The sequence below is a fragment of the Pseudoduganella sp. GW821-FHT11H04 genome (assembly GCF_058807935.1).
Genome location: NZ_JBXARE010000002.1, coordinates 319,131 through 344,820, shown reverse-complemented (window position 1 = coordinate 344,820; position 25,690 = coordinate 319,131). Strand labels below are relative to the sequence as shown.

Here is a 25,690-nt window from a genome sequence, read left to right as displayed (position 1 = left end):
GCAACGCTGCCTACGAGGACCATGTATTCCGAGATCAGCTACACCAGCGACGATGGCCTGCGCCTCTATGCGCGCGACTACCCTGCCGCCAGCGGCCCTGCGCGCCTGCCCGTGATCTGCATCCACGGCTTGACCCGCAATTCCGCCGACTTCGAAGACGTCGCACCTTGGCTCGCAGCCCAGGGGCGGCGCGTGATCGCCGTCGACGTTCGGGGCCGCGGCAATTCCGAATACGACCCTAACCCGGACCGCTACACCGCCATGGTCTACGCCAACGACGTGGTCAAGATGGCGAGCGACCTTGGCATCGAGCGCGCCGTCTTCATCGGCACCTCGATGGGCGGCCTGATTACCATGACACTGGCCCTGCGCAAATCCAGCCTGATCGCCGCCGCCGTTTTAAATGACGTGGGCCCGACCTTGTCCGAACGCGGTCTGTCGCGCATCCGCAGCTATACCGGCAAGGGCGAGCAGTTCACCAGTTGGCAGCAGGCTGCCGATTACATCAGCAGCATCAACGGCGTCGCGTTCCCTGAGAACACGACGCAAGAATGGGCGCGCTGGGCGCACCGTGCCTTCCGTGAACAGGGCGACGGCACGCTGGCCATGCGCTATGACCCGAATATCGCTGTGCCGATCCGCGCCAACAAACTGCGCTCCACATCGATGGCGGCGCACTTCGCCTTCCGCCGCCTGGCCCGGCGCCGCCCGACCATGCTGATACGCGGTTCGCTGTCGGACCTGATCGAACCGGCGCAGGCGAGTGCCATGCGCGCTGCCGCTCCACGCATGCTGTATGCTGAGGTGCCCAACGTCGGCCACGCGCCGATGCTATCCGAACCAGCAGCGCAGGCAGCGCTGCGCAGCTTCCTGGCCAGCGTTGACTGATATGAGAAAACTGTTCCCCCTGGTGCTTGCGCTGGCCCCGATGCTGGCGGCGGCCCAGGACCTGAAGGTTGCGTTAATCGCCGGCAAAACCGGCATACTCGAGCCCTACGCCAGGGAAACCGAGACCGGCTTCATGATGGGCCTTGAATATCTCACCGGCGGCAAGATGGAGATCAACGGCCACAAGCTGAAGGTCATCGTCAAGGACGACCAGAGCAAGCCTGACCAGGGCCGCACCCTGCTGGCGGAAGCTTATGACGACGACAAGGTCGACATCGCGGTCGGCACCAGTTCCTCCGGTTCCGCCGTCGCCATGCTGCCCATCGCTGCGGAATACAAGAAGATCCTGATCGTCGAGCCGGCCGTGGCCGACGCGATCACCGGCGCAAAATGGAACAAGTACATCTTCCGCACAGCCCGCAACTCCATGCAGGACGGCCTCGCCGCAGCTTCTACGTTCAAGCAAGGCAGCGTCGCCTTCCTGGCCCAGGACTACGCCTTCGGCAAGGACGCCGTGGCCGCCGCGCGCGAGGCGCTGAAGCTGACCGGCTCCAAAGCCAATATCGTGCACGAGGAATACGCGCCGCAAAACGCGACCGACTTCACCGCTTCGGCACAGCGCCTGTTCGACAAGCTGAAAGATGCCCCGCCGCCGCGCGTGCTGCAAATTATCTGGGCCGGCCCCAACCCGATGAACAAGATCGCCGACATGAAACCGGAGCGCTACGGGATTACACTGGCTCCCGGCGGCAACATCCTTCCCGTTCTGAAGACATGGAAATCCTTCGCCGGTACCGAAGGCACCATCTATTACTACTACGGTTTCCCGAAGAACAGCATGAACGACTGGTTCGTGGCCCAACACATGAAGCGTTACAACAAGCCGCCCGATATGTTTACCGCCGGTGGCTTCACGGCGGCCAGCGCAGTCTACAACGCCCTTGCCAAAACGGGCGGCGGCAATACCCAGAAAATGATCGCCGCCATGGAGGGCATGGAGTTTGATACGCCAAAAGGAAAAATGAGCTTCCGCAAGGAAGATCACCAGGCCATGCAGCCCATGTACCACTTCCGCATCAAGAAGGACCAGAAAAGCGAGTGGGACTTGCTGGAACTGGTGCGCGAAATCCCGGCTTCCGAGCTGCCCGTCCCGATCAAGAACAAGCGCTGAACCGATGACACCATTGCTGTCCACACGCGGGCTGACTATTCGCTTCGGCGGCCACACGGCCGTCGACAATGTCAGCGCCGATTTCCATGCCGGCCAGTTGACGGTGATCGTCGGTCCCAATGGCGCCGGCAAGACCACCTATTTCAACCTGATGTCCGGCCAATTGCCGGCCACCAGCGGCCAGGTGCTGCTGCGCGGCGAGGACATCACGCGCAGCGGCCCGGCGACGCGCACCCGCAAAGGAATCGGCCGCGCCTTCCAGCTGACCAACCTGTTCCCACACCTCAGCGTCCACGAAAATGTACGCCTGGCTGTTCAGGCGCGCGCCAACGCGGGCATGAAGCTGTGGTCGATCTGGTCCAGCCACAAGGACCTGATAGCCCGCGCTGACCATTTCCTTGAACGCGTGGCTCTAGCCGGCCGTCGCAATACGCTGGTGGCCGCCCTGTCGCACGGCGACAAGCGCAAGCTGGAAGTAGCGCTGATGCTGGCCCTGGAGCCCGAAGTCATGATGTTCGACGAACCGACCGCCGGCATGAGCGTGGATGAAGTGCCCGTCGTGCTGGACCTGATCCACCAGGTCAAGGCCGAACGCAACAAAGCCATCCTGCTGGTGGAGCACAAGATGGACGTGGTGCGCGCGCTGGCCGACCGCATCATCGTGCTGCACAACGGCGCCCTGGTGGCGGACGGCGAACCGGCCGCCGTCATGTCCTCCGCCATCGTGCAGGAAGCCTACCTGGGAACTGCAAGCCATGACTGACGCGCTGCTCAAGCTCTCCGGCGTGCACACGCACATCGGCGAATACCACATCCTGCAAGGGGTCGATCTGAATGTGCCGCGCGGCGGCCTCACGGTCCTGCTAGGCCGAAATGGCGCCGGCAAGACCACCACACTGCGCACCATCATGGGCCTGTGGCAGCCCAGCGCCGGCACCGTCGAGTTCAATGGCCGCGACATCGGCAAGTTGCGCACGCCGGACATCGCACAGGCGGGTATCGCCTACGTACCGGAATCGATGGCCGTGTTCAGCGACCTGACCGTTCGCGAAAACCTGCACCTCGCAGCCCGCAGCGGCCCGATGGACACGGCGCGCCTGGAATGGATTTTCTCCTTCTTCCCAGCCCTGAAGAAGTTCTGGAACTACCCGGCCGGCAACCTGTCCGGCGGCCAGAAGCAGATGGTCGCCATCGCGCGCGCCATCATCGAGCCGCGCCAGCTGCTGCTGATCGACGAACCGACCAAGGGCCTGGCGCCGGCCATCATCCAGAGCCTGGCCGAAGCAATCCGCCAGTTGAAAGGCCAGACCACGGTACTGCTGGTGGAGCAGAACTTCAACTTCGTGCGCCAGCTGGGCGACACCGTGGCCGTCATGGACGACGGCCGCATCGTCCACAGCGGTTCCATGTCCGAACTCGCGGGCGACCGCACCTTGCAGGAACGCCTGCTCGGCCTTGCACTCGATTCACACCAATAAGGAACGACAGTGAGCGAAACAACTCTTCCCACCGTTCCACGCGACTACCTGACGTCGCTGCTGGTGCCCGCGCTGATGCTGGCCGTGCTGCCCCTGGTCGGCAGCACGCCAACCTGGGTCACCCTGACCGTGGCCGGACTGGCGATGGGCATGATGATCTTTATCATGTCCAGCGGCCTCACGCTGGTCTTCGGCCTGATGGACGTGCTGAATTTCGGCCACGGCGCCTTTGTAGCCGTCGGCGCCTTCACCGCCACCCTGGTGCTGATGCCCATGCGCGGCTGGATGGAGGCCGATTCCCTCGCCATGAACCTCGCCGCACTCGGCCTGGCAATCGCACTGGCGATGGCAGTGACCGCGCTACTCGGCTGGCTATTCGAGCGCCTGATCATCATGCCCGTCTACGGCCAGCACCTGAAGCAGATCCTGATCACGATGGGCGGGATGATCGTGGTCGAACAATTGATCCAGGTAGTCTGGGGCGCCGAGCAGCGACCGATGCCGCTGCCGACAGCCCTGCGCGGGGCCATCGTCATAGGCGACGCCGCCATCGAAAAATACAGGCTGCTGGCCGTGGTTGTCGGCCTGCTGGTCTTCATCACGCTCACCCTGGTGCTGAACCGCACCAAGCTTGGCCTGCTGATACGCGCCGGCGTCGAAAACGGCGAAATGGTGGAAGCCCTGGGTTACCGCATCCGCCGCCTGTTCATCGCGGTATTTGCCGCCGGTTCCGCGCTGGCGGGCCTGGGCGGCGTGATGTGGGGGCTTTACAAGGAAACGCTGACCGCCTCGATGGGCGGCGAAGTGATGGTCATGATCTTCATCACCATCATCATCGGGGGCCTGGGTTCGGTCGGCGGCTGCTTTATCGGCGCGCTGCTGATGGCGCTGACAGCCAACTACGCCGGCTTCCTGGCGCCTAAATTCGCGCTGGTGTCCCATATCGTGCTGATGATCGCCATCCTGCTGTGGCGCCCGGCCGGCCTGTCGAGGAAATGAAATGCTGAATACCCTGCTTTCCGGCGACCTGCCGCGCAGCCGCGCCATGTCCATACTGCTCCTCATCGTGGTGCTCGGCCTTGCGCTGGCGCCTTTCATCACCACGGGCGTACGGCCGCTGAACACCGCCGCCACCATCTGCATCTACATCGTGCTGGTGGCTTCGTACGACCTGCTGCTTGGCTACACCGGCATCGTATCCTTCGCCCACACCATGTTCTTCGGCATAGGCGCTTACGGCGTCGGCCTCGGATTCGACAAATCCATTCCAACTTGGAGCGGCATGGTGCTGGGCCTGGCCGCAGCACTCGCACTGACGCTGGCCCTGGCCTTCGTCATCGGCCTGTTCGCCCTGCGCGTACGCGCCATCTTCTACGCCATGATCACGCTGGCGGTGGCATCCTCGTTTGCGGTGCTGGCATCCCAAATGTCCGGCTGGACCGGCGGCGAAGACGGCAAGACTTTCGACGTGCCCGAACTACTGTCGCCCGCCAACGAATTCGGCGAGTTCATGGGCCGCATCGTGGACGGCAAAGTCCTCACTTATTACATCGTCTTCTTCTGCGCTGTGGTGATCTTCCTGGCCCTGCTGCGCGTGGTGAACTCTCCGTTTGGCCGCGTGCTGCAGGCGATCCGCGAAAACGAATTCCGCGCCGAGGCCCTGGGCTACCGCACCGTGGTGTACCGCATCGCAGCCAACTGCATCGGCGCCGTAGCGGCGGCGCTGGCCGGTGCGCTGATGGCTCTGTGGCTGCGCTATGTCGGCCCCAGGACCACGCTGGGCTTTGAAGTCATGACCGACATCCTGCTGATCGTCGTCATCGGCGGCATGGGCACCATGTATGGCTCCGTGGTCGGCGCCGCCCTCTTTATCCTGGCCAACAACTACCTGAAATCCCTGATGGCGCACGCCGCGGGCGCGGTTGCCGGCGTGCCGGTGCTGGAAGCAGCCCTGCATCCGGACCGCTGGCTGCTGTGGCTCGGCATCCTGTTCATCCTCGCGATCTATTTCTTCCCGAACGGGATCGTGGGAAGGCTTAGCCGGAAGGCAGTCCAGCCAGGTACTTAGCCAGTAGCGCATCGGCCTTGCCGCTGCTGCGCAACTCCTCCACAGCATGGCGCAGCTCCGTTGCCAACGCCTCGTCGGCGCTGTGACGGCCCAGGTGCAGATGTATTTCACGGGGTTGCACTGAAATCGAAGGCCCCAGCTTCGCACGCGGCACGCCCAGCAAGCGCATGGCGTGAAACACAGCGAGCCGCGTGCCGAGCGAAGCATCGAGCCGCCCTTCCATCAGCATGCGCACGCCCTGCACCTGGTCGGTGATTTCGTGCCGGTGGTATTCGCCGTCGTCCAGGAACATGGCGCCGTAGTCCGAGCCGCGCAACAGGCCAACCGTGCGCCCCCGCAAATCCTGCTGGCTTTCGAGCTTGAGGCCCGCGCGGCCGATGGCGATGACTTCCGCCGCCCACAACATTCCCATCGGTTCGGCCGCCGCCGCAATCACTGAATTGGAAGTAGCGATCATCAGGTCGGCCTCGCCGGCGCGCAACATCGCGATGGCGCGGGCATACGGAACCACCGTGACTTCGATACGGCGGCCCAATACGCGCTCAAGCAATTCGAAGGCTTCGACGAAAAGGCCGGACTTGCGCCCGTTGGCCTCGATTTGTCCGTAAGGGATGATTGCCAGCACAACCGCTCGCAGCGCACGCTGCCGGCCGGCGCGTAGCGGCAACGGGGCCAGCGCCAGCGACATCGAAGCCACCAGGCCAGCCAACAGGCGCCGTCGCCGGTGTGGGCGCAGCGCCGTCATTGCTCAAGTCCCGGCGCTTGCGCTTGGGCGTTCGACGATACGGTCGCGCCAGGCCTGGAGATGGGCCAGCCCCGCATCGGACGGACGGAATTTCATCAGGCCGCGCGCAAACTCGATCGCGCAGAAAGCGGTAATGTCGGCGATGGTGAATCGCTGGCCCGCTACAAAGGGCTGTTTGGCCAGCACGCCATCGAGCCAACGCGCATTCTCGCGGAACTTATCTCCCTGCGACGCCCCAAATTCGGGGAACTGCGGACTCTCGAGCGAGGCAAAGCCGGGATGTCCATGGCGGATGCTGTTTGCCGCGATGGAGAACAAGTGCAGCTCCACGCGGCGGTCTGTCATTTCGATGAAGGCGCGCTCCTCAAAGCCTTCGCCCATCAGGTTCGGCTCCGGATAAAGCCCCTCCAGGAAGGTGCAGATGGCGCGCGTTTCGCACAGGATGCGGCCATCGTCCAATTCCAAGACCGGGACACGGCCGAAAGGATTCACGGCCAGGTAGCTCTCGCTGCGCTGTTCGCCCTTGCCCAGGTCAACCGCCTGCAAATCGATTTCGATACCCTTCTCCGCCATGAACATAGCGACGCGGCGCGGGTTGGGGGCACGTAAGGCGGTGTACAGCTTCATTCGATCTCCATATACAAATAATCAGCGCGACTGGCCGGTTTCCAGCATTTTGCGCGCTTCGGCAGCAAATTGTTCCACTTTCTCCTCGCTGTCAGCTCGAACCAACACATTGCTGGGCGGCCGCTCGATACCGCGCTGTACCGCCGGACGCGTACGAATCTGGTGGATCCAGCGCTGCAGGTGCGGCAAGCCCTCCGTCTCGACGCCGGACCAGCGATGTGTACGCACCCAGGCCCAGTTGGCGATATCGGCGATCGAATAATCCCCGGCCAGGAATTCGTTCTGCTCCAGATGCTGATCGAGCACCCGGAACAGACGCCGGCTCTCGCCCTGGTAGCGGTCGATGGCTGCCTGGATCTTCTCCGGGAAATAGCGGTAAAACACATTGGCCTGCCCCATCATCGGTCCAACGCCGCCCATCTGGAACATCAGCCATTGCAGTACCCGGGAGCGGCCTTTCACGTCCTGCGGCATCAGCTGACCGGTTTTCTCCGCCAGGTAGACCAGGATCGCCCCGGATTCAAATACCGCGAAATCGTCGTTGGCGCGGTCGATAATGGCCGGAATGCGGCCGTTGGGATTAATGGCGGTGAACCAGGGTTCCTTCTGCACATTTTTCCCCAATTCGAGGACATGCATTTCGTATGGCAGCGCCAGCTCTTCCAGGGCAATTGAAATCTTATGGCCGTTTGGTGTTGGAGCAGTGTAGAGGTCAATCATCGCTTTCTCCCAGGATTTGGCCCACAGCATAACCCGGCGGGCAAAAAAAAACCGGCCGATTGGGGGGCCGGTGAAAACGCTTTTTAGGGCGTGGGGATAGAAGAAACCGTGCCGGATTGAGGAATCCGGCAACCCGGCGCACAGGAATGCTGTACGCTATGGGACGTACTTTGCCAGCTTTTCCCCGCCCGAGGCTTAGGACTTCATTAAGGTAGTTTAATAAGCAGGAAAATTGGGGCAAAAAAAAACCCGCGTCTTTGCGCGGGTGAAGGGATTCAAATCGGGAGAGATTTGAAAGTGCAGGGAGAATAATCACATGCGAATATGACGCGGTGATTACCCATAAAACTAAAAGCATCACGACTTCGTATAAGATAGTACAATTTTTATAATAGAAACTCTCCAATAGTCACAATGCAGGAAAAAAATTGCAAATGGTCCATTCAAACCGCCTTATTAGCGGCGGTATTGGCCATTTCCGCCTGCACCACAGCGCCTACGCCCTCGCCGCAAGCCGGCCCAGAGCCGACGCTGCAAGCAAATAAAGCCGCGCATCAAATCGTCGCCGGCGAATCGCTGATCACCATTACGGTCCGACGCAGCGGTCCTTTGGCGCGCATGGGCCACGACCACGTGGTCGCCAATCGTCAGATTGAGGGATTCGTGGATCCAGCTCAGGGCCGCACGGAGTTTCGCTTCCGCCTGGACCAACTGACGGTCGACGAAGCGACGCTGCGCAAGGATGCCGGCCTGGAAACCCAGCCTTCGGCCGACTCCATCGACGGCACCCGCCACAATATGTTCACCAAAGTGCTGCAGGCGGAAGCCTATCCCTGGGTACACGTACGCGCAGTACTCGAACCCGGCGCACGCGACCTATTGCGTGCCCAGATCACCCTGCACGGGGTGACACACGAATATCAGGTGCCGCTGCAAATGAAGGAAGAAGGCGCCAACATACTGGCAAAAGGCGCTTTCATGGTCAAGCAGAGCGATTTCGGCATCAAGCCTTTCGCCGTATTCGGCGGCGCCCTGTCCGTGAAAGACGAGCTGGAATTGAAGTTCGCGATCAGCGCGCGACGATAAGCCGCAAGCCCAGGCCAACGAAGATGGCGCCCGCCCCGCGGTCCAGCCACAGCCCGGCGCGCGGATTGCGGTTGATCCAGCGGCCCACCGCGCCCGAGAAATAGCCCAGCGCGCCAAACAGCACGCAAGCCTGCAATGTGAAGATCAGACCCAGTTGGGCAGTCTGCCAGCTCGCGTCACCGCGCCCCGCCACCACGAATTGCGGCAGGAAGGACAGGAAGAACAGCACCACCTTCGGGTTGATGGCATTCGCGAACAATCCCTTGGCAAACAGCTTGCGCAGGGATTCGACCGGCAGCGCCGCCTGGTCCACGTGCGCCCCACCCTTGCTGCGCAGTGCGCCAATCCCCATCCAGATCAGGTAGAGTCCACCCGCCACCTTCAGGACGGTAAAGGCTGTTGGCGAAGCCGCAATCAATGCGCCGACGCCGAGGGCGGCCAGCACCGTATGGCTTAGACAGCCCAGCGCGCACCCAAGGCCAAACACGACGCCCTGCTTGCGTCCGCGTGACATGCCCATACTTAATACCATCAGGTTATCGGGACCCGGGGAAACAGTAATCAGCATGGCGGCGGCCAGGAAGGCCAGCCCTTGTTCTGGAGAAATTAGCATAGGCAGGATCATACACGAGGGTACGAGGGCATAACAATTCGTTATCATCGAAAACGGTTTTGTCCATTACAATAATTGATATTGAGGAGATGATTTAGTTTGCCTTCTTCGTTTGCATCGTTTATTCAAACAGCAGCGCCCCTGTTAATAATCCTGGGGTTGGCCGCGTTTATCCTGCTGATATTGGAGAACCGCCGCTTAAAGAAGCAGCTGGCGGCTCGTGAAGCCGCACTCAAGCAAACGCAAATCCAAAATGAGAAACTTGGCCGCCACCGGATCGACTTTCTGGCGGCCATGAGCCACGATATCCGCACCCCGCTTGCGGGCGTGATCGGCATGCTCAAATTTGCCCTGCGCGACCGCACCATCGCCGACCGCACCGTGGAATACCTGCGCATCGGCCTGAAAAACAGCGAAGCCCTGCTCGCCATCCTTAACGACCTGCTCGATTTTTCCCGCATCGATGCCGGACGCCTGTCGATCAATACCCAGGACCTGGACCTGATCGACATCATCGACGAAGCCATCACCATCCTGCGCCCGCAAGCCGACGCCAAGGCGCTGCTGCTGCGCTGCGAGTTGGCGCCTGGCCTGCCGCGCCATGTGCAGGGCGACCCGAACCGCATCCGCCAGATCCTGCTCAACCTGCTGGGCAATGCCATCAAATTCACCGAACGCGGCGAAGTGCGCCTGCGCGCCTCGGGCGAAACGACGGACGGCCTGGCACGCGTCAGCTTCTCCATCAGCGATACCGGTCCTGGCATACCGCTGGAAATGCTGCCACGCCTGTTCCGAAAATTCGAACCGGCCGACCTGTCCTCGACCCGCCGTGCCGATGGTCCCGGCCTGGGCCTGGCTATCTGTAAAGAGCTGGTCGACCTGATGGGCGGCCAGATCGAAGCCGACACCCGCCTTGGCAAAGGCTCCACCTTGCGCTTCTCGCTGCCGCTGGCCCTGGGCGGCCCACCCGAGCAAGACCCGCTCAACGTTCCGGCCCACCTGCGCCACGCCCACCGCCTGCGCGTACTCTGCGCCGAAGACGTGCGCACCAACCAGATCATCATTGGCACCCTGCTGGAAGGCATGGGCCATGAAGTGGTAGTCGCAGAAAACGGCCTGGAAGCACTGCGCGCCCTGCACGAACAAGATTTCGACCTGGTGCTGATGGACGGCCGCATGCCGCAAATGGACGGCGAACAGGCAGCGCGCCTGATTCGCCGCGGCGGCAGCCTGGACCTGGCGGTGCGCGATCCGCTGGTGCCGATCATCGCCCTGACAGCCAACGCCAGCGACCTGGATCGCGCCCACTACCTGTCGGCCGGCATGGACGGTTTCCTCAGCAAGCCAGTCGACGAGCGCTTGCTGTACGACCAGCTGGAAAAGACCATCGCGCAATTGCTGAACCGCGGCCGTCAGTTGCCACGCACCGCGCCGACGCACGCCGAACTGGATGATATGTTCGGCGTCGAGCCAGCCAATCAGGCGATCCACATCGTGCCTTTGAGCGGCATGACGGCCCGCCACCAGCAGCGCATTGCGCAAGCCTTCCTGGAGGAAGCGCCGCGCCGTATGGACGAAGGCCGCCTCGCCCTGCAAAACGGCGATGGCGAAGGCGCCACCAGCGCTTTCCATGCGCTGAAAGGCAGTTGCGGCTATCTCAGCGCCCCCGAACTGCACACCCTTTGCCACCAAATGGAAAAGGCCAGCGCCGCCGGCGAACTGGAAACCGCCCTCACCCTGTTGCCCGAACTCGAGACCCTCATCCTGCAAGCTTGCGCCGACCTGCGTCGCGACGATACGATAGCAGCATGACGACACAACGCGCCTGGGTGCGCATGCCATCCGGCCGTCGGCTGGATTTGCTGGACCCCACGCCCTTCGATTGGGACGATGCCGACCTCGCACTAGGCCTGGCGCGCACCTATCGCTGGGGCGGCCATTCGGCCTGGCCGTTGCCGCTCTCAGTGGCCCAGCATTCGATCACCGTGCTGCAATTGCGGCGCATGTGGTCGCCCGTTCCCCTCGACCCGCTGCGCAGCCTGCGTGAACTCCTACACGACGCCGAAGAAGGCTTGCTGGGCTTCGACTGCATTTCCGTGCTGAAGCCCTTCCTCGGCGACAGCTTCCGCGAGCTGAGCCAGCGGCTGGAGCAAGCCGTTTTCCTGCGCTATGGCTTGCCTGCATGGACGCCGAAGGAATACCAGGTCCACAAACGCGCCGACCGCCTGGCGGCCGCCAGTGAAGCCGTGCATGTGGTGGGCTGGAGCGGCGAAGAGGTCAAGCGGACATTGAAGATCACCGCAGTGCCCTTAAATGAAGATCCATTACAGGCTTTATATGGCGAGCCGGCCTGGGAACCATGGCCGCCGGGCCTGGCTTGCGAACGCTTCCTCGACGAATTGAACCGTCTCAAGGCAGCGGCTTCATAGTCCGGATGATAAAATTGCCGTAATACGAAGTTTTTAAAGACGAAATTTCAGTTATCCACTTCTGCTGTGGATAAACGTGTGGAAAAACGGCCCCTGACAGCCCGTTTCGCCTTTAACGGCGCGACTTTCAATAAATTGCCCATTTCTTTGGCAATTAATTAGTCTGAATAAAATCAAAGACTTAGCAGTGCAGTGCGTATCCCTTTTTGCAACTCACTGAGTGTCTGGAAAATATTTTGACAAAACTTGTGCCGCAGAATAACGTGTCCACAACCGATAAAGGAAAATGCATGGACGTGAAAGTTCCTGACGACGACTCGAGCGAAGGTTGGATGATCGACGACGAGGCGCAAGCCAGTTCGGCCGAGCAGGCTGCCGGCGCCAATCCCGCCCCATGGCGGGTGCTGATTGTCGATGATGACGTCGACGTCCACGTCGTCACCAAGTTCTCCCTCAGCAATGCATGCTTCATGGGACGCCGCCTCAGCTTCCTGCACGCCTACTCCGGCGAAGAAGCCCTGACCACCCTGCGCAACAACCCCGACGTGGCCCTGGTGCTATTGGACGTCATCATGGAAACCAGCGATGCCGGCCTGCGCGTCGCCAACCAGATCCGCGCCGAGCTGAAGAATGAACTCGTACGCATCGTGCTGCGCACCGGCCAGCCTGGCCAGGCGCTCGAGCACAGCATCATCCTCGACTACGACATCAACGATTTCTGGTGCAAGACCGACCTCACCACACGCAAGCTATTCACCACCGTGATTTCCTCGCTGCGCAACTACTCGGACCTGCAAATCCTGCAGGCCCAACTGGCGCAATACAACGCCCACCGCGAGCAATTTGCCGCGATCCTGCAGGGCCTGCAAAAGGGAGAAGCGTGGTCGGGCAAGCTGGTCATCGGCCAGCCAGCCTCAACTGTGGATATCCAGGTCCAGCCAAGCGCCGAAGCGGGCGGTTTCAAAGCATCCGGACACATCCTGAAATAAGTACTGTATGCACATACAGCACTTATTTCACTCCTAACTGACTGCTAATTCCGGCCAAAATCCCGTAAGTGGCGGATTGAAAAGGGCTTTTCCGATTATCCACATTGTTTGTGGATATCTTTGTTGATAAGGGGGTCTTGACAAGGCAAACAGCCCTCAACGACGCCATTTCCAACAAACTGCCTGTTCTCTGTGCAGAAAAAAGCGCCTTAAAAATCAAAGACTTAGAAACTCACAAATTCTCACACACGATCTTTAACTAATTAAAGTCGCGCGTTACTTCCCGTCAATTCTTGTGCATAACCTGAGCAGCACGCCGCCGTTCAGGTTGCAACAGCACGCGCTGGATGATGTGGGAAGCGATGTTATGGGACTTCAAGTATTCCACTGCGCACAAGGTGCTGAAGCTGGCTTGCACCTCGATACCACGGTCGACGATTTCGGTGCGCGTCGCATCGACGCGGGGCAGGAATTGCAGCAGATCCATAGGGACACCTTCGGGGCAGGATGGGCAGTCAAGGAAGTATTGACCACGCCCCCAATAAGTCAATGGCCCGCCCGCAACATTACAGCTGAGCTCGTGTCAACCAAAGAGCGCCCCTAGGGGCAAGGGTTGACACGAACTGGACCGTATTAGTGGTTTTGGTAGCCGCCGTAGTGTTTGACGGGGCTCCAGTCGGGCTGGACGGGAGGGAGCTCGGGGCTGTAGCGGCCGAAATCCGGGCCGGCGTGGACGATGCGGCCGTTCACTACTGTCAGCGCACTTTCAAGCGTCTTGATTTCGGCTTCGGGGATGCTGAAGTAGTCTTTCGGCAGGATCACCAGGTCGGCATATTGGCCTTTTGCGATCTCTCCCTTCAACTTGTCTTCGCCGCTGAACCAGGCGCTCCCCTGGGTCATCAGTTTCAGGGCCTCATAGCGGGTGAGGCGGTCTTTGGGCTGCCACATCGCCATGCCGCCGGCGGTCTTGCCGGTCACTGCCCAGTAGATCGATGGCCATGGGCCGTAGCTTGAGACGCGTGTGCCGTCGGTACCCAGGCCAACCGGCAGCTTCATGTCCAGCATCTTGCGGATTGGCGGCATCTGGCGCGTTTGCGCGCCGTAGCGTTTCCAGTAATGCTCGCCCTGGAAGTACATGCGGTCCTGTACGGCGATGCCGCCGCCCAGTTTCTTCACGCGCGCCAGCTGTGCGTCGCTGATCGTCTCGGCGTGGTCGAAGAACCAGCGCAGGCCATTGAATGGCAACTCGCGATTGATTTTTTCGATCACTGCCAGGTCGCGTTCAATCGATTCGCCATACGTTGCGTGGATGCGGAACGGCCAACGATTCTTTACGAGCAGGCGCAGCACCGGTTCCAGTTCACTTTCCATCTGGGCCGGCATTTCGGGGCGCGGTTCGAGGAAATTTTCGAAGTCGGCGGCACTCCAGACCAGGTTCTCCCCTGCCCCTTCCGTGTTGTAGCCGTTCGCGTAGAACATATGCTCGTTGCGGTCTGGCTTGGTCATGGTGAGCCAGCGCTGGTAGTCCTCCAGCTCCTTGCCCGGCTTCTGCGCGAACAGGTAGTAGGAGGTGCGCACGGTGAGCTTACCGTTTTTGGCCAGCTCCAGACTGACTGCGTAGTCGTCGGGATAGGCCTGGCCGCCGCCGCCCGCGTCGATAGCACTGGTCACGCCCAAGCGGTTCATCTCGCGGTAGTAGTGGATGGTGGAGTTCAGTTGCTGCTCGCGCGGCAGCGCACCTGTCTTGCCAAGCGTGGAATACAGCACCATGGCGTTCGGCTTGGCGACCAGAAGGCCGGTCGGCTTGCCGTCTCCGCCCAGTTCCACTTCACCGTCTTTGTACTTGGTGTCCTTGTCGTAGCCCAGGACTTCGATGCCCTTCTTGTTCACGAAGCCAAGGCCATACAGGTAGAGGATGAACACCGGCTTGTCCGGCACCGCCTCATTGATTTCGTCCAGCGTCGGAAGGCGCTTCTCTTCGAACTGGAATTCATTGAAGCCGCCGACGACCTTGATCCAGGCGCCGTCCGGCGTGCGCGCGGCCTGCTCGCGCAGCATCTGCATGGCGCGCTTGAGCGACGTCACGCCGTCCCAGCGCAGTTCTGCGTTGTAGTTCAGGCCTTCACGGATGATGTGGAGGTGGGAATCGTTCAATCCCGGAATGACCGTGCGGCCGCCGGCGTCGATCACTTGCGTGCCCGGCTTCTTCAGCTTGAGCACCTGGGCATTGCTGCCCACGGAAGTGATAACGCCGTCCCTGATCGCCACCGCTTGCGCAAAGCTGCCTTCGCGCGTCATGGTGGCGACCTTGCCATTGGTGATGATCATGTCTGTCGCATACGCGTGCGACAGACCGGCAGCCAGCAAGGCTGCGGCCAGCAACGGTCGATTCATGGAATTACTCCTTGATGGCTTCTACCGAAAAGCCCAGGGTCACGTCGTCGCCAACGTATGGCGCGTATTTGCCGGCGCCAAAGTCGGAGCGCTTGATCTTGGCGATGGCGTTGGCGCCGCAGGCATCACGTTTCAGCATTGGGTGCGGCATGCATTGGAAGGAGGTCACTTCCAGGTTCACTGGCTTGGTCACGCCCTTGATGGTCAGGTTGCCTTCCACGCCAACCAGCTTGTCGCCGTTGAACAGGAATTTGGTGGACTTGTAGGTGATGGCCGGGTACTTGGCCGAGTCCAGGAAGTCGGCGCCTTGCAGGTGTTCGTTGAAGGTGTCGTAGCCGGTGTTGACCGATTTAGGATCGATGCTCACTTCCACGGAACCGGTTTTGGCTGTGCGGTCGATCTGGATCTTGCCGACGGTGCTATTGAACTTGTTCACCTGGTTCGAATAGCCGAAGTGGCTGTACTCGAAGCGGGAGAAGGAGTGGGTGGTATCGATGTTGTAGGTTTCCGGCGCGGCGGATGCGGCCAGGGAGAAACCAGCGGCGATGGCGAAGGCGATCAGTTTTTTCATTGTCAGGGCTCCAGAGTGAAGGTTGGTAGCCCATTATGCGTCGACAAATGATCAGTGTAAAACGGATAATATCCGCACTATTGATCGACTTTTTCGATAATAGCTACTCGCAATCGCTCCGCATCTGGGCCTGCGACACATTGCTGTTGGCCGGCACGCTTTGCGTCAGCCAGACGTTGCCGCCCACCGTGGTGCCGGCGCCGATCGTGATCCGTCCCAGCACCGTGGCGCCGGCGTAAATCACGACATCGTCTTCCACGATAGGGTGGCGCGGATTACCTTTGATCAGGTTGCCCGAATCGTCAGCCGGGAAGCGCTTGGCGCCAAGGGTCACGTGCTGGTACAGGCGAACGCGCTCGCCGATGATGGTGGTTTCGCCGATCACCACGCCCGTACCATGGTCGATAAAGAAGCTGGCGCCGATCTGCGCCGCCGGGTGGATGTCGATGCCGGTGCGCGAATGGGCGATATCGCTGACGATACGGGCGATGAAGGGCGCGCCAAGCTTGTGCAGGCTATGCGCCAGGCGGTAATGCAGGATGGCGACCATGCCCGGGTAGCACAGGAGAATTTCCGCAATCGAGGTGGCGGCGGGGTCGCCGGCATAGGCGGCCTGCACGTCCGACACCACCAGGGCGCGGATCTGCGGCAACGAGGAAGCGAAGGCTTTGGTGATGCCGTGAGCGGTAGCGGATTGCTCTTCCTCGGTTTCCGCGACCACGGCGCCAAATTGCAGGCCGCGCCGCACTTGCTCGTTCAGCCGGTCCAGCGTGGTGTTCAGCGTGTCGCCGACGAAGTAGTCGATACTCTCGTCGGTCAGGTTCGGGCGCCCGTAATGGGTGGGGAATAGCGCAGCGGCCAGCCCCTCCAGGATTTGCACCAGTTCCGCGCGCGAAGGCAGCTCGCGCACGCGGCGCTGGTGGCGGATATTGTGGGTCGCTTCGCGCGACACGCGCAGCTGGTGAACCACCTCGTCGAGGTCCCAGCGTGCTGCGCCGCTCGCGGCGCCGTAAGAGTCGTTAACCATAAGGGACGAGCATAACGAGGTGGCGCCGGAAAACGAAAGAAACAATAGTCAATTGCTTATGCCCTGCAGGTATATAGCGATTCACTTAAAATACGGGGTTCACCCCTCTGGTATTCAATGAAAAACATCCTGCTTACACTGCTGCTGGCCGGCCTGACCATGGTTGGCCCGCTGGCAATCGATACTTACCTGCCCTCTTTCCCGGCGATTGCCGCGACGTTCAGCGCCAGCCCGATGGCGATCCAGCAGACGCTGAGCCTGTTCCTGTTCACCTTCGCCTTCATGATGCTGTTCTACGGCACCCTGTCGGACAGTTTCGGCCGCCGCCCTGTGATCCTGTGGTCGCTGGTGCTGTACATCCTCGCCTCCTTGGGCGGCGCCCTGGCCGGATCGTTCGGCTTCCTGCTCGGCGCCCGCATCCTGCAAGGCCTGGCGTCAGGCGCCGGCTCGGTAATTGGCCGCGCCATCGTGCAGGACCGCTTTGACGGCATCGCCGCTCAGAAAATGCTGGGCAATATCATGATGGTGTTCGGCCTGGCGCCGGCCATTGCGCCCGTCCTGGGCGGTTGGATGCAGGTGAGCTTCGGCTGGCGCTCGATTTTCTGGTTCCTGACCGGCTTCGGTTTGCTGATGTGGTTCGCTGTCTGGCGCTGGCTGCCGGAAAGCCTGCCGCGCGAGAAGCGCCATCCGCTGCATCTCGGCGCCATCGCAGGCAACTACTGGATGGTGCTGAAACACCGCCAGTTCCTGCTGCTGTCGGTGGCACTGGGCGCGGCTTTCGGTGGTTTTGCGCTGTATATCGGCTCGGCAGCCTACTTCATCATGGAGATCCTGAAGCTGCCGGAAACGGCCTTCGCCTGGCTGTTTATCCCCCTGATCAGCGGCCACGTGCTGGGAGCGAGCGTGAGCGGCAAGCTGGCGCACCGCCTGGCTGCGCCGAAACTGATCGGCCTCAGTTACGCGCTGATGGCGGTGGCCGCGGCGCTCAACGTGGCTTACAACTGGTTCTTCGCGGCGACCGTACCTTGGGCCGTGCTGCCGCTGTTCCTGTTCTCGTTCTCGCTGGCTTTGGCCATGCCGCCGCTGACGCTGGCCGGCATGAACCTGTTCCCGCAGCATAGCGGCCTGGCTGCGTCGATGCAGTCTTTCCTGCAGATGATGCTGTTTGCGCTGGTGTCAGGATTGGTGGCGCCGCTGCTGTTCGGCAGCGCGCTGTACCTGGCGTTCGGACTGGTGGCCTGTCTGGTGGTCAGCTACGCCAGCTATCGCGGCGCGACGCATGGCCACCACGGCCATCAAGGCCAGGGCGCCGGCGTCACTTCCTGATATTGCGGGCCGCCCTGCGACGGTTCGAGGGCAGCCTGCGGCTTTTCGTGCCCCGGACGGAGATTCGGCGGCAAGCCGAGACCCAGGATTTCCTTCCTGCCTTCGACAAAGTCGGAAGAACTGAGCGGATGATCCGGATCGGGCCAGTTGGCAATGGCCCAGTTCTGCACGTCTACAAACCGCTTCCACACCTCAGCGACAAACTTTCGCCTGGTTTCATCGTCCATGAGCGCCTCCGTTGGGTTTTCCCCACTCTACACCAGTGGCGTTTAAATTGTCACACGGGCTTAATACGGTAGACACAGCGGCGCTCGCCGGCGAGGATGTGCTCTTCGCGCCGCACTTCGCAGCCGGGACCCAGCACGCGCTGGAAAACGTCGAGCTCCGAGCGGCAGAAGTTCTGGCATTCGCGCGCGGCGGCGCAGATCGGGCAATGGTTTTCGACCAGGAGTAGCGAGCCGTCCGCCTGCGCCTCAACTTCGGCCATGTAGCCTTCCACGTCGCGCGCAAGGGCTAGCGCTTGAACACGGTCCGGCAGTGCCGCGCCCTCCCCAAGCGTCTCACGGTAGAAAGCTTCGCTGGCCTGCTCGCGTGCAGTGATCAGCTTATCCATGCCGTCCTCGCCAAACAGCGCGCGCACTTGCGTAATCAGCTGCAGCGTCAGGTCCGCATGGCGGTCAGGGAATCGGGCATGGCCGGCGTCGGTCAGCAGCCAACGGCGCGAAGGACGGCCGACTTTTTCGGCCACATCTTCAAACGTGACGAAGCCTTTCTCTTCTGCCGCCTCGAGATGGCGGCGCGCGCCCATCGAGGTCAGCTCCAGCAGCTCGGCCAATTGCTGCGCCGTGCGCGGGCCGCGCGTTTTCAGCAGGAACAGGATCTGGTCGGCAGTGTTCATGCGCTCGCGCCCTCCACCATCCGCGGCGTAGGCGCGGCTGCAAGCTCGCGCCGCCAACTGCGCAAGCGCCATCCCGACCACGCAGCGAGTACGGCGCCAAGCAGCAGGATAAGCCGCGTATCGACCAGCGTCAGCACCGAACCGATGGCCGCCATCGCGATATTCGCGAAGCAGAAAGTCATCGACAACAAGCCCATTACCGAGCCTTGCCCGTGCAAGGCGAATCGGTCCGCCGCCCACGACTGCACAGTGGCGTTGTAGAACGCATTAGGCAGGCCGAAGAGACAGATCGCCACCATCCCAACCCACAGGTTGCCCAGAGCGACACCCGCCACCGCTGCGGCAAGGCCGAACGCCAGCCAGCTCGCGCGATGGAGCGGTTCGCTGCGGCTCGGACGGCCGGCAATAATCGCGGCCAGCGTCATGATCGCGCACATGGCCATATTGATGGTCGCGATGCCGCGCGCGTCGTAGCCGCCCTGCTCGACCAGCCACAGTGGATAGTATTCATAGAAGCCCGTAATGCCGCAGGTCAGCGCAAGCTGCACGACGAACAGCGTGCGCAACTCCGGGAAGCGCAGCAGATTCATGGCGTGATGCGAGCGAGCCACCTGCCACCACGAGGCTCCATCCGCAGGCGCCTTGGCGGCGCGCGGCACGGTCAGCGCCACCAGCGCAGCTGCCAGCACCAGCGCCACCACCGCCACCCAGAACGGTACCGTGATGCCAAAGCCCAGTGTGAAACCTGCCAGCACAGGTCCTACCAGCCAGCCAAGGTGCAGCGAACCATTCACCAGCGACAGTGCGCGCAGGCGCTGGGGGCCTTCCAGCTTCTCCGCCACCAGGGCACGCGCCACCGCGCCATTCCCTTCAAGCAGACCTGTACCGAAGCGGGCCAGTATGAACAAGGGGAACGACTGCATCACCAGCGCTAAAGCGGTCAGCGAATGGCCGGCCGCAGCGCCAAGCGCGGTGGCCAGCAGGATAGGACGGCGACCGTAACGGTCCGACAATGGTCCAAGCAGCGCGGAGCCGATGACCAGGCCGATCGGGTTGACCGTCAACGCGATACCGAACAGCAGCTTGGGCGGCAAGCCGAGGAAGTTGTTCAAACTATTGTGGGCTTCCGCCGCAAACAAGGGCGGCAGGATCGGATACGGCAGCGAGGCGCCGGTGGTGGAAAGCAAGCCAAGCAGGCAAGTCGCCGCGATGAGGAGGACATTATTCATGCACGCCAATATACTGGCAGCCCGACAATAAGTAAACAAAAACGATTATTTATTATCAGGCGACAGATTTGGTCAGCTGCGGCAGCGATGCCATCAAGTCCGAGAAACGTTGGCCCTGGATCATTACGTGGCTGCGCAGCAGCTCTGCCGCCCTGTCGCCATCGCCGGCCAGGATCGCCTGCACCACGCCCTCATGCTCAGAATAGGAATGGCCGATGCGGTTGCGCACACGCAGCTGCAGGCGGCGGTATGGGCGCAAGCGGCGATACAGGCCACGCGTCTGCTCAAACAGGAAGCTGTTATGGCTGCCCGCGTAAATCGCCTCGTGGAAGGCCTCGTTGCGGTAGTAATACTCGTCCGGCTCGCCCGCTTCCACGGCCGCCTTGCACGCCTCGTGCGCGGCCAACAGCACCTGCTGTTCTTCCGGCGTCATGCGGCGCGCGGCCAGGCGGCCGCAAGTCGCTTCCAGCTCGGACATGACTTCGAACATTTCGACCAGCTGCTGCGGCCCCAGCTCGGCCACGATTGCGCCGCGCCGCGGCCGGATAACAACAAGTCCCATCGACTCCAGTTGGATCAGCGTCTCACGGATCGGCGTACGGGAGACGCCAAAGCGTGTCGCCAGCTCGGTCTCGTCCAGGTGCTGTCCCGGCTGAAGCTCGCCCATCGCGATCATTTCCTCGATGGTTTCCCGCAGGGTGGATGAATGTTTCGTCATGGAACCAAAAGTTCAGTATGTATATGAGACTCCATTATAAGACGCATATTTCTCTTGACAATGTATTTGGTGGGGATATTCTTGTATACATAAAAATCAAAGCTGCATACTTACCCTTGGAGGATGACATGACTCAGATGACCCGCAGGTCCGTTCTTGCCGCACTCGCCACCAGCCCATTGTGGCTGCAAACTTCCTGGGCCCAGACCGGCGCCCTGAAAATCTCCCACCAGTTCCCCGGCGGCACCCTGGCCGAAGGCGACTTCCGCGACCGCCTGACCCGCATGTTCGCGGCAGAAGTGGAAAAGCGCACCAAGGGCGCCCTGAAGTTTTCGATTTATCCGGGTTCTTCGCTGATGAAGACCAATGCCCAGTTCTCCGCCATGCGCAAGGGCGCGCTGGACCTGTCGCTGGTGCCGCTGTCCTATGCCGGCGGCGAAGTGCCCGAGGTGAACATCGGCCTGATGCCCGGCCTGGTCACCACCTATGAACAGGGCTACGGCTGGAAGAACCAGGAAATCGGCAAGGCGCTGACGCAACTGCTGTGGGAAAAAGGCGTGGTGCTGGTGAGCTGGATCTGGCAGGCCGGCGGCGTCGCCTCGCGCGTCAAGCCGGTGGTCGATCCGGAAGATGCCAAAGGCATGAAAATCCGCGGCGGTTCGCGCGAAATGGACCTGATCCTGAAGGCTGCCGGCGCCGCCGTGGTGTCGTTGCCCTCCAACGAAATCTATGCGGCCATGCAGACCGGAGCCATGGATGCGGCCTTGACCTCCTCCACTTCCCTGATTTCCTTCCGCCTGGAGGAAGTCTCGAAAGCACTGACCACCGGGCGCGGTACCGCCTACTGGTTCATGTTCGAGCCTTTGATGATGTCGCGCTCCGCCTACGAACGCCTGCCGAAAGACCAGCAAGCCGCCATCATGGCCGTTGGCGCCGAACTTGAAACCTTCGCCAAGACGGCCGCCCAGGCCGACGACGTCCAGGTGGCCGCCGTCTACCAGAAGAGCGGCGCCAAAGTGGTCGACCTGAGCGCCGCCTCCGTCAAGAAATGGCAAGCCATCGCCCGCACCACTGCGTGGAAGGATTACGGCGAACGTAACGAGAGCTGCGCCAAGCTGCTGGCACTTGCGGAGAAAACGCTGTGAGCCACGGATTCGAACTCAATCCGCCCAAGGAGGCGGCGCTGCCGAAGACACCCGGCCTGGCGCCGGTCGCCGCGCTGCTGGCGAAACTGAACCAGGGCTTGCTGCTCCTGTCCATGGTGGCGATGGTAACCACCGCCCTGATCCTGACCTATTCGGTGGTGTCGCGCTATTTCTTCCACGTGCCGACCGACTGGCAGGATGAAGCCTCGATCTTCATGCTGGTGGGCGTGACCTTCTTCAGCTGCGCCTACGTGCAAAGCTTCCGCGGCCATATCGGCATCGAGGCGCTGGCCGCCATCCTGCCGCCCAAGGCCAATGCCGTACGCATGTTCATTGTCGACCTGTTGTCCTTTGTGTTCTGCGCCTTCTTCTCCTGGAAATCGTGGACGCTGTGGCATGAGGCCTGGGCTGACGGCCAGACAACCACCTCCACTTTCGCACCGCCGCTGTGGATTCCCTACGCCATGATGGCGGCCGGGATGACCTTGCTGACCCTGCAGATTTTGCTGCAAGTGCTGGCTCGAATCACTGAAAAAGGAGCCGCAAAATGAGCGAACTGACTTTAGGCGCCCTGTACGGCATCGTCACCCTGGTGGTCATGTTCTCCGGCATGCCGATCGCCTATGCGCTTGGCATCGTGGCGACTACCTTCATGTATTTCTTCATGCCGGCCAGCTCCCTCGACACGGTCACCCAGAACGTGTACGAGGAAATGGCTTCCATCACCTTGCTCTCGATCCCGCTGTTCATCCTGAAGGGCGCGGCAATCGGCAAATCGCCAGCCGGCAAAGACCTGTATTCGGCTATCCACACCTGGCTGCACAAGGTGCCGGGAGGCCTGGGCATCGCAAACGTGTTTGCCTGCGCGCTGTTCGCGGCCATGGCCGGCTCTTCGCCGGCAACCTGTTCGGCGATCGGTTCGGCCGGCATTCCTGAAATGCGCAAGCGCGGCTACTCGCCTGGATTCGCGGCCGGCATCATTGCGGCAGGCGGCACGCTGGGCATCCTGCTGCCTCCTTCCATCACCATGATCCTGTACGCAGTGGCGGCGGAGCAGTCGCTGGGACGCCTGTTCCTGGCCGGTATTGGCCCGGGCGTGCTGCTGGTGCTGCTGTTTGCCGGCTATGCGGTGTACCGCGCCCGTGTCGAATACCGGCTGGCGTTCGAGGCATACAAAAAAGGCGGCGCCAAGTCGGCCTACCTGGAAGACGAGCACTTCACCCTGCGCGAGAAAGTGGAAATGCTGCCGCGCGTGCTGCCCTTCATCGTGCTCCTGATCGGCGTGATGGTGGCCCTGTACGGCGGCTTCGCCACTCCGTCCGAAACGGCCGGCCTGGGCGCCCTGCTTGCCCTGGTGCTGATCGCCGTGGTGTACGGCGCCTGGCGGCCGAAGGATATGTCGCCGATCCTGGCGTCGACCATCAAGGAATCGACCATGCTGCTGCTGATCATCGGCATGTCGCTGCTGTATTCCTACGTCATGAGCTACCTGCATATCAGCCAGGCGGCGGCCAGCTGGGTGGTCGGCATGCACCTGTCGAAATGGGTGCTGTTGGCGACCATCCTGGTGCTGGTGGTAGTGCTTGGCTTCTTCCTGCCGCCGGTCTCGATTATCCTGATGACCGCGCCGATCATCCTACCGCCGCTGCGCGAAGCGGGCTTTGACCTGGTATGGTTCGGCATCGTCATGACGGTGGTGATGGAGATGGGCCTGATCCACCCGCCAGTGGGCCTGAACATCTTCGTCATCAAGAACATTGCGCCGGACATCCCGCTGAAGGACGTGATCTGGGGCGTGACGCCCTTCCTGCTGCTGATGGTGGTTGCCGTGATCCTGCTATGCCTCTTCCCCGGCATTGCCACCGGCCTGCCCGACATGATCATGGGAGCCAAGTAAATGAACGCCCCAATCCGCGTGTGGGACAGCCTGCAGCGCAACCGCAACGAGCGCCTGGCGCGCGCCCGCACTGTGCTGGGCGGCGAGCTGGCGGGCAAGGCGTTGCCGGCCGCCCGCATCGCCGACTTGCTGCATGCCGTGCTGGAAAACGGCGACCGCGTCTGCATCGAAGGCAATAACCAGAAGCAGGCCGACTTCCTGGCGCAAGCGCTGGCCGGACTCGATCCGCAGCGCGTGCATGGCCTGCATATGCTGCAATCGGTACTGGCCTTGCCGGAACACCTGGACGTGTTCGAGCGCGGCGTCGCCTCCAGGCTGGACTTTTCCTTCTCCGGTCCGCAGGCCGGGCGCGTGGCAAAGCTGGCCGCCGCGGGCAAGCTGAATATCGGCGCGATCCATACCTATCTTGAGCTGTTCAGCCGCTACTTCATCGACCTGCCGCCGCGCGTGGCCCTTGTGGCGGCGGAAGCGGCCGACCGCCACGGCAACCTGTACACCGGTCCGAATACGGAAGACACGCCGCCCATTGTCGAAGCGACGGCTTTCAAGAACGGCATCGTGATCGTGCAGGTCAACCGCATAGTGGACGAACTGCCTCGCATTGACGTGCCGGGCGACTGGGTCGATTTCGTCGTACAGTCGCCGACGCCCTACTACATCGAGCCGCTGTTCACGCGCGACCCGGCGCAGATTTCAGAAATCCAGGTGCTGATGGCGATGATGGCAATCAAAGGCATCTACGCCGAATACCAGGTGCAGCGCCTGAACCACGGCATCGGCTTCGACACCGCAGCCATCGAGCTGCTGCTGCCAACGTACGGCGCATCGCTCGGCCTGCGCGGCAAGATCGCCACCAACTGGGCGCTTAATCCGCACCCAGCCCTGATCCCTGCGATTGAAGCCGGTTTCGTGGAATCGATCCATTCCTTCGGCTCGGAACTGGGCATGGAAAACTACATCCGCGCCCGTCCTGACGTCTTCGCGGTTGGCCCGGACGGCTCCATGCGCAGCAACCGCGCCTACTGCCAGGCGGCAGGCCACTATGCCTGCGATATGTTCATCGGTTCCACCCTGCAGATCGACCTGGCCGGCAACTCCTCCACTGCGACGCTGGGACGCATCTCCGGCTTCGGCGGCGCACCGAATATGGGCGCCGATGCGCGCGGCCGGCGCCACGCCAGCCCGGCATGGCTCAAGGCAGGCGAACAGGCGCGCCAGGGCAGCGGCGCCATCCCGCGCGGCCAGAAGCTGGTGGTGCAAATGGTGGAAACCTTCCGCGAGCACATGCAGCCGGCGTTTGTCGAAAAACTGGACGCCTGGGAACTGGGCGAACAAGCTAAGATGGCAATCCCGCCCGTGATGATCTACGGCGACGATGTGACCCACATCCTGACAGAAGAAGGCATCGCCAACCTACTGCTGTGCCGCAGCGCGGAAGAACGCGAGCAGGCGATCCGCGGCGTGGCAGGATATACCCCCGTTGGCCTGGGCCGCGACAAGCGCATGGTGGAAAACCTGCGCGACCGCGGCATCATCACGCGAGCCGAGGACCTGGGCATCGACAAGCGCCAGGCCACGCGCGACCTGCTGGCGGCAAAGAATATGAAAGACCTCGTGCGAGCGTCGGGCGGCCTGTATGACCCGCCCAAACGCTTCCGCAACTGGTAGGAG

General features: G+C 61.7%; 27 protein-coding genes. 15 read left to right on the top strand and 12 right to left on the bottom strand.

The genetic code is table 11. The features are described from left to right. The first annotated feature begins 21 nt into the window (after positions 1 to 21). From AC1RTP_RS05410 to AC1RTP_RS05385, 6 genes are all read left to right on the top strand, one after another. Positions 22 to 888, top strand: a complete 867-nt coding sequence (locus tag AC1RTP_RS05410) for an alpha/beta fold hydrolase (protein WP_498605397.1) — start codon at positions 22 to 24, stop codon at positions 886 to 888. Position 889: 1 nt separating this feature from the next. Further along, positions 890 to 2,059: a substrate-binding domain-containing protein gene (locus AC1RTP_RS05405; protein WP_498605395.1), complete on the top strand. Its 1,170-nt coding sequence runs from the start codon at positions 890 to 892 to the stop codon at positions 2,057 to 2,059. 13 nt (positions 2,060 to 2,072) lie between these two features. Next, on the top strand, positions 2,073 to 2,822 hold the full coding sequence (locus AC1RTP_RS05400; protein ID WP_498605834.1) for an ABC transporter ATP-binding protein: 750 nt from the start codon (positions 2,073 to 2,075) through the stop codon (positions 2,820 to 2,822). Then, on the top strand, positions 2,815 to 3,537 hold the full coding sequence (locus tag AC1RTP_RS05395; protein WP_498605394.1) for an ABC transporter ATP-binding protein: 723 nt from the start codon (positions 2,815 to 2,817) through the stop codon (positions 3,535 to 3,537). Before AC1RTP_RS05400 ends, AC1RTP_RS05395 begins: the two co-directional genes overlap by 8 nt. 75 nt (positions 3,538 to 3,612) lie before the next feature. Next, a complete protein-coding gene (locus AC1RTP_RS05390; protein ID WP_498605833.1) occupies positions 3,613 to 4,536 on the top strand; it encodes a branched-chain amino acid ABC transporter permease in 924 nt (307 codons plus the stop codon). 1 nt (position 4,537) lies between these two features. After that, the gene (locus AC1RTP_RS05385) at positions 4,538 to 5,605 is read left to right on the top strand and encodes a branched-chain amino acid ABC transporter permease (protein WP_498605392.1); all 1,068 of its coding nucleotides are present in this window, start codon (positions 4,538 to 4,540) and stop codon (positions 5,603 to 5,605) included. On the opposite strand, the gene AC1RTP_RS05380 is transcribed toward AC1RTP_RS05385, so the two are convergent. From AC1RTP_RS05380 to AC1RTP_RS05370, 3 genes are read right to left on the bottom strand one after another with little or no spacing between them, the layout of a single operon-like run. Then, on the bottom strand, positions 5,574 to 6,350 hold the full coding sequence (locus AC1RTP_RS05380; protein ID WP_498605389.1) for a substrate-binding periplasmic protein: 777 nt from the start codon (positions 6,348 to 6,350) through the stop codon (positions 5,574 to 5,576). The two genes, AC1RTP_RS05385 and AC1RTP_RS05380, sit on opposite strands and share 32 nt — an antisense overlap. A gap of 3 nt (positions 6,351 to 6,353) precedes the next feature. Beyond that, positions 6,354 to 6,977: a glutathione S-transferase family protein gene (locus AC1RTP_RS05375; RefSeq protein WP_498605387.1), complete on the bottom strand. Its 624-nt coding sequence runs from the start codon at positions 6,975 to 6,977 to the stop codon at positions 6,354 to 6,356. A 21-nt stretch (positions 6,978 to 6,998) separates the two neighbouring features. Beyond that, entirely contained in the window at positions 6,999 to 7,697 is a 699-nt protein-coding gene (locus tag AC1RTP_RS05370; protein ID WP_498605384.1) for a glutathione S-transferase family protein, read from the bottom strand. A gap of 468 nt (positions 7,698 to 8,165) precedes the next feature. Here AC1RTP_RS05370 and AC1RTP_RS05365 point away from each other — a divergent pair, with 468 nt between their 5' ends. Next, a complete protein-coding gene (locus AC1RTP_RS05365; RefSeq protein WP_498605382.1) occupies positions 8,166 to 8,783 on the top strand; it encodes a YceI family protein in 618 nt (205 codons plus the stop codon). On the opposite strand, the gene AC1RTP_RS05360 is transcribed toward AC1RTP_RS05365, so the two are convergent. Then, positions 8,767 to 9,396 (bottom strand): LysE family translocator, encoded by a 630-nt coding sequence (locus tag AC1RTP_RS05360; protein ID WP_498605381.1) that lies wholly within the window; start codon positions 9,394 to 9,396, stop codon positions 8,767 to 8,769. The genes AC1RTP_RS05365 and AC1RTP_RS05360 overlap by 17 nt on opposite strands. Before the next feature lie 99 nt (positions 9,397 to 9,495). Here AC1RTP_RS05360 and AC1RTP_RS05355 point away from each other — a divergent pair, with 99 nt between their 5' ends. From AC1RTP_RS05355 to AC1RTP_RS05345, 3 genes are all read left to right on the top strand, one after another. After that, positions 9,496 to 11,208, top strand: coding sequence for an ATP-binding protein (locus AC1RTP_RS05355; RefSeq protein WP_498605379.1), 1,713 nt, complete (start codon positions 9,496 to 9,498; stop codon positions 11,206 to 11,208). Then, the gene (locus AC1RTP_RS05350) at positions 11,205 to 11,825 is read left to right on the top strand and encodes a phosphohydrolase (protein WP_498605376.1); all 621 of its coding nucleotides are present in this window, start codon (positions 11,205 to 11,207) and stop codon (positions 11,823 to 11,825) included. Before AC1RTP_RS05355 ends, AC1RTP_RS05350 begins: the two co-directional genes overlap by 4 nt. 290 nt (positions 11,826 to 12,115) lie before the next feature. After that, positions 12,116 to 12,814, top strand: a complete 699-nt coding sequence (locus tag AC1RTP_RS05345) for a PleD family two-component system response regulator (protein WP_498605374.1) — start codon at positions 12,116 to 12,118, stop codon at positions 12,812 to 12,814. 286 nt (positions 12,815 to 13,100) lie between these two features. On the opposite strand, the gene AC1RTP_RS05340 is transcribed toward AC1RTP_RS05345, so the two are convergent. The 4 genes from AC1RTP_RS05340 to epsC all read right to left on the bottom strand — a co-directional run bounded on the left by AC1RTP_RS05340 (position 13,101) and on the right by epsC (position 16,806). Further along, complete coding sequence (locus AC1RTP_RS05340) at positions 13,101 to 13,301, bottom strand: hypothetical protein (RefSeq protein WP_498605373.1); 201 nt, start codon at positions 13,299 to 13,301, stop codon at positions 13,101 to 13,103. A 146-nt stretch (positions 13,302 to 13,447) separates the two neighbouring features. Continuing rightward, complete coding sequence (locus tag AC1RTP_RS05335; RefSeq protein ID WP_498605371.1) at positions 13,448 to 15,208, bottom strand: amidohydrolase; 1,761 nt, start codon at positions 15,206 to 15,208, stop codon at positions 13,448 to 13,450. Between the two features lie 4 nt (positions 15,209 to 15,212). Further along, positions 15,213 to 15,779 carry a YceI family protein gene (locus AC1RTP_RS05330; RefSeq protein ID WP_498605370.1) on the bottom strand — a complete coding sequence of 189 codons (567 nt, stop codon included), beginning with the start codon at positions 15,777 to 15,779 and terminating at the stop codon, positions 15,213 to 15,215. A 103-nt stretch (positions 15,780 to 15,882) separates the two neighbouring features. Beyond that, the gene (gene epsC / locus AC1RTP_RS05325) at positions 15,883 to 16,806 is read right to left on the bottom strand and encodes a serine O-acetyltransferase EpsC (RefSeq protein ID WP_498605368.1); all 924 of its coding nucleotides are present in this window, start codon (positions 16,804 to 16,806) and stop codon (positions 15,883 to 15,885) included. 117 nt (positions 16,807 to 16,923) lie between these two features. Between epsC and AC1RTP_RS05320 the strand changes: the two genes are divergently transcribed. Next, a complete protein-coding gene (locus tag AC1RTP_RS05320) occupies positions 16,924 to 18,132 on the top strand; it encodes a multidrug effflux MFS transporter (RefSeq protein ID WP_498605366.1) in 1,209 nt (402 codons plus the stop codon). Here the strand turns inward: AC1RTP_RS05320 and AC1RTP_RS05315 are convergent. Genes AC1RTP_RS05315 through AC1RTP_RS05300 form a run of 4 tightly spaced genes read right to left on the bottom strand, consistent with a single transcriptional unit; the run spans position 18,102 to position 20,977 of the window. Further along, positions 18,102 to 18,359 carry a hypothetical protein gene (locus tag AC1RTP_RS05315; RefSeq protein WP_498605364.1) on the bottom strand — a complete coding sequence of 86 codons (258 nt, stop codon included), beginning with the start codon at positions 18,357 to 18,359 and terminating at the stop codon, positions 18,102 to 18,104. The two genes, AC1RTP_RS05320 and AC1RTP_RS05315, sit on opposite strands and share 31 nt — an antisense overlap. Positions 18,360 to 18,409: 50 nt before the next feature. Beyond that, positions 18,410 to 19,030, bottom strand: a complete 621-nt coding sequence (locus AC1RTP_RS05310; protein WP_498605362.1) for a helix-turn-helix transcriptional regulator — start codon at positions 19,028 to 19,030, stop codon at positions 18,410 to 18,412. Further along, positions 19,027 to 20,259, bottom strand: a complete 1,233-nt coding sequence (locus AC1RTP_RS05305) for an MFS transporter (RefSeq protein ID WP_498605359.1) — start codon at positions 20,257 to 20,259, stop codon at positions 19,027 to 19,029. Before AC1RTP_RS05305 ends, AC1RTP_RS05310 begins: the two co-directional genes overlap by 4 nt. A 55-nt stretch (positions 20,260 to 20,314) precedes the next feature. Then, positions 20,315 to 20,977, bottom strand: coding sequence for a GntR family transcriptional regulator (locus AC1RTP_RS05300; RefSeq protein WP_498605357.1), 663 nt, complete (start codon positions 20,975 to 20,977; stop codon positions 20,315 to 20,317). Between the two features lie 128 nt (positions 20,978 to 21,105). On the opposite strand from AC1RTP_RS05300, the gene dctP reads away from it, so the two are divergent. From dctP to mdcA, 4 genes are read left to right on the top strand one after another with little or no spacing between them, the layout of a single operon-like run. Further along, entirely contained in the window at positions 21,106 to 22,122 is a 1,017-nt protein-coding gene (gene dctP / locus AC1RTP_RS05295) for a TRAP transporter substrate-binding protein DctP (RefSeq protein ID WP_498605356.1), read from the top strand. Continuing rightward, entirely contained in the window at positions 22,119 to 22,673 is a 555-nt protein-coding gene (locus tag AC1RTP_RS05290) for a TRAP transporter small permease (RefSeq protein ID WP_498605355.1), read from the top strand. The genes dctP and AC1RTP_RS05290 overlap by 4 nt, the downstream gene beginning before the upstream one ends. Beyond that, on the top strand, positions 22,670 to 24,019 hold the full coding sequence (locus tag AC1RTP_RS05285; RefSeq protein WP_498605354.1) for a TRAP transporter large permease: 1,350 nt from the start codon (positions 22,670 to 22,672) through the stop codon (positions 24,017 to 24,019). The genes AC1RTP_RS05290 and AC1RTP_RS05285 overlap by 4 nt, the downstream gene beginning before the upstream one ends. Continuing rightward, entirely contained in the window at positions 24,020 to 25,687 is a 1,668-nt protein-coding gene (mdcA, locus tag AC1RTP_RS05280) for a malonate decarboxylase subunit alpha (RefSeq protein WP_498605353.1), read from the top strand. The last annotated feature ends 3 nt before the right edge of the window (positions 25,688 to 25,690 follow it).

Bases quoted from the DNA above. Each gene is read 5' to 3' on its own strand.
- AC1RTP_RS05410 (WP_498605397.1), top strand. From the start codon at position 22: ATGTATTCCGAGATCAGCTACACCAGCGACGATGGCCTGCGCCTCTAT.
- AC1RTP_RS05405 (WP_498605395.1), top strand. From the start codon at position 890: ATGAGAAAACTGTTCCCCCTGGTGCTTGCGCTGGCCCCGATGCTGGCG.
- AC1RTP_RS05395 (WP_498605394.1), top strand. From the start codon at position 2,815: ATGACTGACGCGCTGCTCAAGCTCTCCGGCGTGCACACGCACATCGGC.
- AC1RTP_RS05390 (WP_498605833.1), top strand. From the start codon at position 3,613: ATGCTGGCCGTGCTGCCCCTGGTCGGCAGCACGCCAACCTGGGTCACC.
- AC1RTP_RS05385 (WP_498605392.1), top strand. From the start codon at position 4,538: ATGCTGAATACCCTGCTTTCCGGCGACCTGCCGCGCAGCCGCGCCATG.
- AC1RTP_RS05380 (WP_498605389.1), bottom strand. From the start codon at position 6,350: ATGACGGCGCTGCGCCCACACCGGCGACGGCGCCTGTTGGCTGGCCTG.
- AC1RTP_RS05375 (WP_498605387.1), bottom strand. From the start codon at position 6,977: ATGAAGCTGTACACCGCCTTACGTGCCCCCAACCCGCGCCGCGTCGCT.
- AC1RTP_RS05370 (WP_498605384.1), bottom strand. From the start codon at position 7,697: ATGATTGACCTCTACACTGCTCCAACACCAAACGGCCATAAGATTTCA.
- AC1RTP_RS05360 (WP_498605381.1), bottom strand. From the start codon at position 9,396: ATGCTAATTTCTCCAGAACAAGGGCTGGCCTTCCTGGCCGCCGCCATG.
- AC1RTP_RS05350 (WP_498605376.1), top strand. From the start codon at position 11,205: ATGACGACACAACGCGCCTGGGTGCGCATGCCATCCGGCCGTCGGCTG.
- AC1RTP_RS05345 (WP_498605374.1), top strand. From the start codon at position 12,116: ATGGACGTGAAAGTTCCTGACGACGACTCGAGCGAAGGTTGGATGATC.
- AC1RTP_RS05340 (WP_498605373.1), bottom strand. From the start codon at position 13,301: ATGGATCTGCTGCAATTCCTGCCCCGCGTCGATGCGACGCGCACCGAA.
- AC1RTP_RS05335 (WP_498605371.1), bottom strand. From the start codon at position 15,208: ATGAATCGACCGTTGCTGGCCGCAGCCTTGCTGGCTGCCGGTCTGTCG.
- AC1RTP_RS05330 (WP_498605370.1), bottom strand. From the start codon at position 15,779: ATGAAAAAACTGATCGCCTTCGCCATCGCCGCTGGTTTCTCCCTGGCC.
- epsC (WP_498605368.1), bottom strand. From the start codon at position 16,806: ATGGTTAACGACTCTTACGGCGCCGCGAGCGGCGCAGCACGCTGGGAC.
- AC1RTP_RS05320 (WP_498605366.1), top strand. From the start codon at position 16,924: ATGAAAAACATCCTGCTTACACTGCTGCTGGCCGGCCTGACCATGGTT.
- AC1RTP_RS05315 (WP_498605364.1), bottom strand. From the start codon at position 18,359: ATGGACGATGAAACCAGGCGAAAGTTTGTCGCTGAGGTGTGGAAGCGG.
- AC1RTP_RS05310 (WP_498605362.1), bottom strand. From the start codon at position 19,030: ATGAACACTGCCGACCAGATCCTGTTCCTGCTGAAAACGCGCGGCCCG.
- AC1RTP_RS05305 (WP_498605359.1), bottom strand. From the start codon at position 20,259: ATGAATAATGTCCTCCTCATCGCGGCGACTTGCCTGCTTGGCTTGCTT.
- AC1RTP_RS05300 (WP_498605357.1), bottom strand. From the start codon at position 20,977: ATGACGAAACATTCATCCACCCTGCGGGAAACCATCGAGGAAATGATC.
- dctP (WP_498605356.1), top strand. From the start codon at position 21,106: ATGACTCAGATGACCCGCAGGTCCGTTCTTGCCGCACTCGCCACCAGC.
- AC1RTP_RS05285 (WP_498605354.1), top strand. From the start codon at position 22,670: ATGAGCGAACTGACTTTAGGCGCCCTGTACGGCATCGTCACCCTGGTG.
- mdcA (WP_498605353.1), top strand. From the start codon at position 24,020: ATGAACGCCCCAATCCGCGTGTGGGACAGCCTGCAGCGCAACCGCAAC.